This is a genomic window from Planktosalinus sp., assembly GCF_059864935.1.
In genome coordinates this window covers 1-8,200 of the sequence record NZ_JCBCCK010000310.1, presented here as the reverse complement: position 1 = coordinate 8,200, position 8,200 = coordinate 1, and the positions used below count along the sequence as shown (strand labels likewise).

The 8,200-nt window shown below is 41.5% G+C and carries 7 protein-coding genes and 2 tRNA genes; 4 read left to right on the top strand and 5 right to left on the bottom strand.

Annotated features, from left to right (window positions below):
• The 3 genes from AC6F75_RS10080 to rpsU all read right to left on the bottom strand — a co-directional run.
• The coding region (locus AC6F75_RS10080) for a sodium:solute symporter family transporter (protein WP_500714898.1) at positions 1–719 on the bottom strand (719 nt) is incomplete at its 3' end.
• 135 nt (positions 720–854) lie between these two features.
• Positions 855–1,298, bottom strand: coding sequence for a GNAT family N-acetyltransferase (locus tag AC6F75_RS10075; RefSeq protein ID WP_500714897.1), 444 nt, complete (start codon positions 1,296–1,298; stop codon positions 855–857).
• Positions 1,299–1,312: 14 nt separating this feature from the next.
• Complete coding sequence (rpsU, locus tag AC6F75_RS10070; RefSeq protein ID WP_500714896.1) at positions 1,313–1,507, bottom strand: 30S ribosomal protein S21; 195 nt, start codon at positions 1,505–1,507, stop codon at positions 1,313–1,315.
• A 363-nt stretch (positions 1,508–1,870) separates the two neighbouring features.
• Between rpsU and folK the strand changes: the two genes are divergently transcribed.
• Positions 1,871–2,995 (top strand): 2-amino-4-hydroxy-6-hydroxymethyldihydropteridine diphosphokinase, encoded by a 1,125-nt coding sequence (gene folK, locus AC6F75_RS10065; protein ID WP_500714895.1) that lies wholly within the window; start codon positions 1,871–1,873, stop codon positions 2,993–2,995.
• A gap of 89 nt (positions 2,996–3,084) precedes the next feature.
• On the opposite strand, the gene AC6F75_RS10060 is transcribed toward folK, so the two are convergent.
• Together AC6F75_RS10060 and AC6F75_RS10055 are read right to left on the bottom strand one after the other, a co-directional pair.
• On the bottom strand, positions 3,085–3,627 hold the full coding sequence (locus tag AC6F75_RS10060) for a TrmH family RNA methyltransferase (protein ID WP_500714894.1): 543 nt from the start codon (positions 3,625–3,627) through the stop codon (positions 3,085–3,087).
• A gap of 31 nt (positions 3,628–3,658) precedes the next feature.
• Positions 3,659–4,351 carry a carboxypeptidase-like regulatory domain-containing protein gene (locus AC6F75_RS10055; protein WP_500714893.1) on the bottom strand — a complete coding sequence of 231 codons (693 nt, stop codon included), beginning with the start codon at positions 4,349–4,351 and terminating at the stop codon, positions 3,659–3,661.
• 327 nt (positions 4,352–4,678) lie between these two features.
• Between AC6F75_RS10055 and mutS the strand changes: the two genes are divergently transcribed.
• From mutS to AC6F75_RS10040, 3 genes are all read left to right on the top strand, one after another.
• On the top strand, positions 4,679–7,294 hold the full coding sequence (gene mutS / locus AC6F75_RS10050; protein ID WP_500714892.1) for a DNA mismatch repair protein MutS: 2,616 nt from the start codon (positions 4,679–4,681) through the stop codon (positions 7,292–7,294).
• 407 nt (positions 7,295–7,701) lie between these two features.
• Positions 7,702–7,774: transfer RNA gene (locus AC6F75_RS10045), tRNA-Gly, on the top strand.
• Positions 7,775–7,812: 38 nt separating this feature from the next.
• Positions 7,813–7,896: transfer RNA gene (locus AC6F75_RS10040), tRNA-Leu, on the top strand.
• The last annotated feature ends 304 nt before the right edge of the window (positions 7,897–8,200 follow it).

Genomic DNA, 8,200 nt, shown 5'->3' with positions numbered 1-8,200 from the left:
ATGGGAACTATGGTTATAAACCAGTTGGCAAATTGCACCCAACTGAGATTGGTGAGTGAAAAGAATTCTGTAGGTAAAGCAGCTTGAATGGCTTCCCAGCCACCCAGTTTAAAGTAGGCAATGGGTATTCCCACGAAAATTAGCCCAATCATCAGTATAGCCCATTGAAAGGTGTCTGTGTAAATCACGGCTTTTATGCCACCAAAAACAGTATAAACAACTGCCACGGCTCCCATAATGTATAAACCATGAGTCAAATCCAATTCAGGAAATGTGCCGACGGCCAATTTTGCCCCTGCCAGTAATTGTGAAGATGTAAACCCTAAATAACCAATAAATGAGATAATGCCGGCAACCAGTGCAACACTTGCGCCGTAATTTTCTTTTAAAAGTTGTGGAAATGTGAGAAATTTAAACCGGTGCCCTTTGTCAATCACTTTTGGAATCAGCAGAACAGCACTCAGCCATGCGCCAATCAAACCGGTGAATAGCATCCACGAACCCGAAAGACCCATGACAAAACCAAGTCCGCCCAAGCCTATTGAAAATCCGCCGCCCACATCAGTAGCCACTACTGAAAGGCCCACGTGCAGGCTGCCCATATTCCTTCCGCCCACATAATAATCGTTGGTGCTTTTGTTTTTTAGGTAGAAATAAAACCCAATTCCAAGAACCAGGATCAGGTAAATGACAAACACTAAAATGTCTAAAAAAGGCATGACCTATTTTTTTAGCCGCTTTGCGCTTCATAGCTACAAGCGACGAAGCCGCTTTGCACTTCTTAGCTTCTAGCGTCAAAGCTGCGTTGCGTATCCAAGCTACAAGCGACGAAGCCGCTTTGCGCTTCATAGCTTCTAGCGACGAAGCCGCATTTCCAGGTATTTGTTGGTAAAACCAAGCTTTTCGTAAAGTTTTTTTGCGGGATTATCGGGCTCAACGTGCAGGGCAATGTCGCCCTCTGCAATAGTGATGGCTTTTTCCATCAAAGCCTTGCCGATGCCTTTGCCTCGGGTTTTTTCGTGAACAGCGATATAAACCAGAATATTATCGGGAATATAGCCTGACATTCCGGTTTGGTTGATGATGGTAGCCCCAAGAATTTCATCTTTCTCTTTAACTACCAATGCAAAACCGCCAAATGATTTTAGCTTTTCCATGGTGGCAAATTCCAAACAGCTTAAAATATGCTCTTTGGGGTCGCCGTATTGGTCGAGATGTTTAAATAAGAAATCAACAATCTCCTGTTTCTCATTTGCATCGGGTTTAATAGTACTATTGTAGATTTTAAACGAGTGCATTTGAATGTGGTTTTTTATGCGTTTTCCTGATCTCTCAAGCCTTGAATATATGAGGCTTTCTGAACTTCACGTCTTCTTTTAACAGACTTTTTGGTAAACTGCTGGTTTTCTCTCAGCTTTTGAAGGACTTTAGTGTTTCTGAACTTGTTTTTCATACGCTTTAAAGCGCGTTCAATGTTTTCTCCGTCCTGTACTTTTACTTTTAGCATAATTATTTTTAAAGATTATAAAGGGTTATATGTCACGCAACAAACCCCTGATTATTTTCAAAAACTGATAAGTGATTATCGTCGAGCAGACCCAGCTCTAAATATTAGCAGTTAATTTTGAGCCGCAAAGGTACAAATACTTGATAAGATTTCCACATAATTGTCAAAGAAGTGAAAAATAAAAGGAATTCTGCCTGCTATTTCCAGAAAGGAAGCCGTTTTATGATTGAAAATCAGCTTTGCAATAAACCAAAATTTATCAAAACACCTGGTTTCATAAAAGTTGTGAATAACAATTTTAGCAGAACTGCATTAGTTTTTCTTAATTTGCAAAAACTATTTTCGGAACACCAAATACCTTTAATGAGTCAGCATCAACTTTACATATCACTGGGCGGCAATATGGGCGACAAGTTTTTGCATCTGCAAAAAGGGGTCGACGCTATCTTTGAAGAAATTGGTTCTATTGAAAAAATTTCTCCGGTCTATGAAACCGCCTCCTGGGGATTTGAAGCCGACTCATTTCTGAATGCTGCAATTCTTGTTCAGACCAATTTTAAAGTGGATGAGGTGTTGGCAAAAATCCTAGCGATAGAAATAAAATTGGGCAGAAGCCGAAAACAAACAACAGATTATGAATCCAGAATCATCGATATCGATATTTTATATTTTGATGAATTAGAATTCATTTCTGAAAACTTGCAAGTTCCCCACCCGAAAATCCAGGAAAGACGCTTTGTTTTACAACCCTTAAATGACATTGCGCCTGAAGTGATTCACCCGGTTTTAAAGAAGTCAACTTCACAATTGCTTGCCAAATGTACTGATGACACCGAAATTCACAAATTACAGCGATGGTTAAAAAACCCTGTTACCGTTTTTGACTTGGCACGATTTAACTATATGGCTATTGAAGGAAATATCGGTGCAGGCAAAACAACTTTGGCCGAAACCATTTCAAATGATTTTAATGCCAAACTTGTTCTGGAACGCTTTGCTGACAATCCTTTTTTGCCCAAGTTCTATGAAGACAAAAGCCGCTATGCCTTTCCGCTTGAAATGTCTTTTCTGGCCGACCGCTACCAACAGGTGCACGATGATCTGGGCCAGCTGGACCTGTTTAAAGACTTTATCGTGGCCGATTATGATATTTACAAATCACTTATTTTCGCTAAAGTCACCCTGCAGGAAGAAGAGTTTAAATTGTATCGCCGACTTTTTGAACTGATGTATAAAGACATCAAACGCCCGGAATTGTATGTGTTTTTATTTCAATCCACCGAAAAACTGATTGAAAACATCAAGAAAAGGGGCAGGGATTATGAGCAAACCATATCAGCCGATTATCTGGAGTCCATCCAAAAAGGCTACCTAGACTTTATCAAGGCGCAGCCTAAAAACCAAATCAAAATCATCGACATCACCGAACTGGATTTTGTCAAAAACCGAAAAGATTATCTGGAGGTTTTAAGGCAGGTTTCTTCATAATCCAAAGCCAATCCGCGAAAATCAGTTTAATCCGCGTCATCTGCGTGCTATTAAAGTTGATTACTTCATATGCCAAATCGCAAAAGGGTTCAATGAACTTTCTTTAGCTTCGAAAACAAATCCCAAACCACCACACCGGCACTTACGGCAATATTCAGCGAATGTTTGGTGCCGTACTGCGGGATTTCAACAACAGCATCTGAAGCATCCACCACTTCCTGGGCCACACCTTTTACTTCATTGCCAAATACCACGGCATATTTTTGAGATTTCAGGGGTAAAAATGTATCGAGCATCACCGCTTTTTCAGCTTGTTCAATGGCCAGTACTTTTACATTTTCAGATTTTAGATTTTGCACCACATCAAGAGTGTTTTCGGCATATTCCCAGTCAACGGTTTCGGTGGCACCGAGTGCTGTTTTGTGAATGTCTTTGTGCGGCGGTCGCGCCGTAATGCCGCAGAGGTATATCTTCTCGATAAGAAAAGCATCGGCTGTTCTGAAAACAGAACCAATGTTGTTTAAACTCCTGATGTTGTCCAGTATGACAATCAAAGGTAGTTTTTCTACTTTTTTAAATTCGCTTTCACTTAAGCGGGGCAGTTCTTCGTTCTTTAATTTTCTGTTGCTCATGAATGCAAAAGTAAGATTTTATATATTTGTCTTATTCCACATTCTCAATTTCAGCAAAATTTTCAACTTGTTGTTTTAAAAAATGGAGTATGGTGATGGCATCTTTTTTTGCGATATCACTGAACTCCGGGTGAGTTTCACAATAGTATAGAAAATCATAAACCTTTTCCGGGGCGATGCCGAATTGTTCAATGATATAATTTTCAGGAAATTTTTCAAGGACACTTTCGATTTGTTGATTTTTCTTATCTAATTCAACCCGCATTTTTAACATTTTAGCCCTGCCGGAAATCGTGTTGATCAAGGGATCCAGAAAACCGGACTGCGCAGTTTTTAACTGCCTTTCTGATTGCGTCAAAACCCTGATTTCCTTGTCAATGATTCCAAGAGAAAGTGCAGTGACAACAGGCTGGGTGGTTATGGAGCCCGCATCTTTTTCCAAATTGCCTGTAAGGCTATGGTTTTTTAAGAAAATTTCATCCAATTGGTTGGTGAGTTCCTGTAGTTCAATGACTATGGTTTTTGAAACAAAATGTTCAATAGAAACCACAATTTTCCTATTGACAAACTGAATGGATGAAGTGGTTAAAGTATCGCCTATCGATACCGGTATTTTAAACCTTCCTTCCAGGTCTGTTAATGTGCCTCTGGAGGTAGAGAGATTGAACACATGAATGTTTTCTATGTCTTCATTCGTGTCATAGGTTACTTTTCCATCCAGCATAAATTGCTGCGCAGAGGTGTTAAAAAAAGTCAGGCAAAAACACAGGCCACAAAGTAAATTTTTCAGCAGGATACAGGTTGTTTAGTGTTTCAAAGTAAATTGTTATTCCTTTATATGAGTATTAACGTTATCATAAAATCATTTTTAAAATGAATAATCACAATCAAATTGCTCCCCCTCTCCGGTTACTGAGCGAAGTCGAAGTGTGGAGAGGGGGTAAGGGGGGTGAGGCATATTATTGTTGATAAAAACTCAATAAAAAAGGAATAGCTATTTTAAAAACCCAAAGCGATTTTTTACCTTAGCTTGTTATAGAAAGATGTGAACATGGCCAAGAAAGAAACCCCTTTAATGAAGCAGTACAACACCATCAAGGCTAAGTATCCTGACGCTTTGCTGCTTTTTCGCGTTGGGGATTTTTATGAAACTTTCGGCGAAGATGCCGTGCGTGCAGCGCGAATTTTAAACATTACGTTGACAGCGAGAAACAACGGCGGCGATCAAACCGAGCTGGCCGGTTTTCCACATCATTCTTTAAATACTTATTTGCCCAAACTGGTCAAAGCCGGTTGCCGTGTGGCCATTTGCGACCAGTTGGAAGACCCTAAGCAAACCAAAACTATTGTGAAGCGCGGCGTTACTGAGTTGGTAACTCCCGGTGTGGCACTCAACGACGACATACTCCAGTCAAAAAGCAACAACTTTCTGGCAGCCCTGCATTTTGGAAAAGAAAACATTGGGGTTTCATTTCTCGATGTTTCCACAGGTGAGTTTTTAACTTCAGAAGGCGATGAAGCCTATATTGACAAGTTGTTGCAAAATTTCCAACCCAGTGAGCTGCTCATTCAAAAGCAGAAAAAGAAAGATTTTTTCAATGCCTTTGGCACCGATTTTCATTTGTTTTATCTGGAAGACTGGGTGTTTCAGGAAGATTATGCCGTTGAAACGCTCAACAAGCATTTTAACACTAAATCACTAAAAGGGTTTGGGGTGGACCATTTAGAACACGGCATCATTGCTTCAGGCGTGGTACTGCATTATTTAAGCGAAACCCGTCACAACAAACTCAATCATATCAGCCAACTGCAACGCATTGCCGAAGATGCCTATGTGTGGATGGACCGTTTTACCATTCGCAACCTGGAACTGTACTTTTCTTCTGCGCAAAATGCGGTAACGCTGTTGCAGGTCATTGACAAGACCATTTCAGCTATGGGTGGTCGGTTGCTCAAACGCTGGCTGGCTTTGCCGCTTAAAAACAGCGGTAAAATCATTGAACGTCACGAGGTGGTGAGCTTTCTGCTTGACCATCCCGCTTTACTGCAAAAAATTCAGCAGCACATCAGGCATATTGGCGATTTGGAACGCCTCATTTCCAAAGTGGCCACGGCCAAAGTCAATCCCAGGGAAATCATTCAGTTGAAAAATTCGCTGGAAGCGATAGTTCCCATTAAGCAACTGGCGTTGAATTCCGATATTGAGGCACTCAAAATCATCGGTGAGCAACTGCATGGGTGTGACAGCTTACGCGAAAAAATAAAAGAGACCCTCAATGAGGAGGCTCCGGTAAATATTTTAAAAGGAAATTCCATTGCCAAAGGATTTTCTGAACCTCTTGACGAATTGCGTTCTATTTCCAAAGGGGGCAAGCAATACCTCGACAATATGCTGGAACGCGAAACCAAACGCACCGGCATCACTTCGCTGAAAATTGCTTCAAACAATGTGTTTGGTTATTACATCGAAGTGCGTAATACCCACAAAGATAAAGTTCCAGACGACTGGATCAGAAAACAAACCCTGGTCAATGCCGAGCGTTACATCACCGAAGAGCTTAAAGAATATGAAAACAAAATCCTGGGAGCCGAAGAAAAAATACTGGCGCTTGAACAGGAGTTGTTTGCAAAATTGGTGGAAACCATTTCAGGATACATTCCGCAGGTGCAGCAAAATGCTTCCCTGATTGCCCGTTTGGACTGCCTGTGTTCTTTTGCGCAACATGCTTCCGAAAACAACTACACCCGGCCTTTACTGGACGATAGTTTTGAAATTGACATCAAAGACGGTCGCCATCCGGTGATTGAAAAGCAACTTCCGGTGGACGAGCCTTATATTGCCAACGATGTTTTTCTCGACCGCGACGAGCAGCAAATCATTATGATAACCGGACCCAATATGAGCGGTAAATCGGCCATAATCAGGCAAACGGCACTTATTGTTTTATTAGCGCAGATTGGGAGTTTTGTCCCTGCCCGAGCCGTGCGTATGGGTTGTGTGGACCGCATTTTTACCCGTGTGGGTGCGAGTGATAACATCTCGATGGGCGAATCAACCTTTATGGTGGAAATGAACGAAACGGCGAGTATTCTCAACAACATTTCAGACCGCAGCCTGGTATTGCTTGATGAAATTGGCCGCGGCACCAGCACTTATGACGGGATTTCCATTGCGTGGGCGATTAGTGAATACCTGCACGAGCATCCCGGAAGACCCAAAACCCTGTTTGCCACCCATTATCACGAGTTGAACGAAATGGCCGAAACCTTTCACCGCATCAAAAACTACAATGTTTCGGTAAAGGAATTAAAAGACAATGTGCTGTTCTTGCGAAAACTCACCCCGGGCGGATCTGCACACAGTTTCGGGATTCACGTCGCCAAAATGGCCGGAATGCCCAGGCAAGTCTTGCAACGCGCCAACAAAATGTTGGGGAAACTTGAAAAATCACATTCTTCTGAAGCGTTGACCGATAACATCAAGCAGGCAGGAAGGGAAGATTTGCAGCTCAGTTTTTTTAATTTGGATGACCCACTTCTGGAAGAAATCAGGGAGGAAATACTTGGCCTTGACATTGATACGCTCACGCCTGTGGAAGCTTTGATGAAGCTGAATGAGATTAAAAGAATGCTGGTGAGGAAGGATAATATGAGATTAAAAAAATAAGTTGTTTTTTCCTCCACTTTTTTTTGAAAACCCTTTGGTATTGCTAAAAAAGTTTTAAATTTGCGCCTGCCTACCGATAAGGAGGGTTTGATTTGAAGTAACAAAAAACTTAACGTTCTGAAAACATATTGACCGCATTGCGCTTCATAGCTTTATGTGGCGAAGCGAGATTAGCTCCGCTGAATCTTCGATTTCCCGCCTTACTACTTCGCTAAAGCTTCGTAGTACAATGTCGCGGGTATGTATGCGAAAATAGCTCAGTTGGTAGAGCGCCATCCCGCCGATGGCGGATGGAGGTCGCGTTTAGTATTGATAGTATATTAAAGTTCATAAAACAAATTGACCGCATTGCGCTTCATAGCTTTATGCGGCGAAGCGAGATACCCGCTTACGCGAGTATAGAAATTGCGAAAATAGCTCAGTTGGTAGAGCGCCACCTTGCCAAGGTGGAGGTCGCGGGTTCGAATCCCGTTTTTCGCTCAGGATTTATCCGCCCTTGGCGGATTTTTTTTCTCCACGCTCGAGTGGTGGAATTGGTAGACACGCCGGACTTAAAATCCTGTGGGCATATGCCCGTGCGGGTTCAAGTCCCGCCTCGAGTACTAAGCCAAAACAACTGATTATCAGTGTTTTGGCTTTTTTATTTTCATTTGTTTTGGGAAACTTCTCTTTCCATTTTAGTCTGGAGTGTGACTCTGGAGTGTGACCCTGGAGTATACTTTAAAGTAATTTCACCTTACTTTTTTAAAATTATAAAATATATGCTATTACATATAATAAAGAATATTATCTAAAAATATATCTTTATACATATAAATCTGTATATTTGTTCTGTACTATATTTGAAAGCATATAATGAAGACTTTATCTACATTTGTAAAAGAGCGCAGGAAAGAGGCGGGGCTT

Coding starts and splice junctions, on each gene's coding strand:
- AC6F75_RS10060 (WP_500714894.1), bottom strand. CDS start 3,627: ATGAGCAACAGAAAATTAAAGAACGAAGAACTGCCCCGCTTAAGTGAA.
- folK (WP_500714895.1), top strand. CDS start 1,871: ATGAGTCAGCATCAACTTTACATATCACTGGGCGGCAATATGGGCGAC.
- AC6F75_RS10055 (WP_500714893.1), bottom strand. CDS start 4,351: ATGCTGGATGGAAAAGTAACCTATGACACGAATGAAGACATAGAAAAC.
- mutS (WP_500714892.1), top strand. CDS start 4,679: ATGGCCAAGAAAGAAACCCCTTTAATGAAGCAGTACAACACCATCAAG.
- AC6F75_RS10075 (WP_500714897.1), bottom strand. CDS start 1,298: ATGCACTCGTTTAAAATCTACAATAGTACTATTAAACCCGATGCAAAT.
- rpsU (WP_500714896.1), bottom strand. CDS start 1,507: ATGCTAAAAGTAAAAGTACAGGACGGAGAAAACATTGAACGCGCTTTA.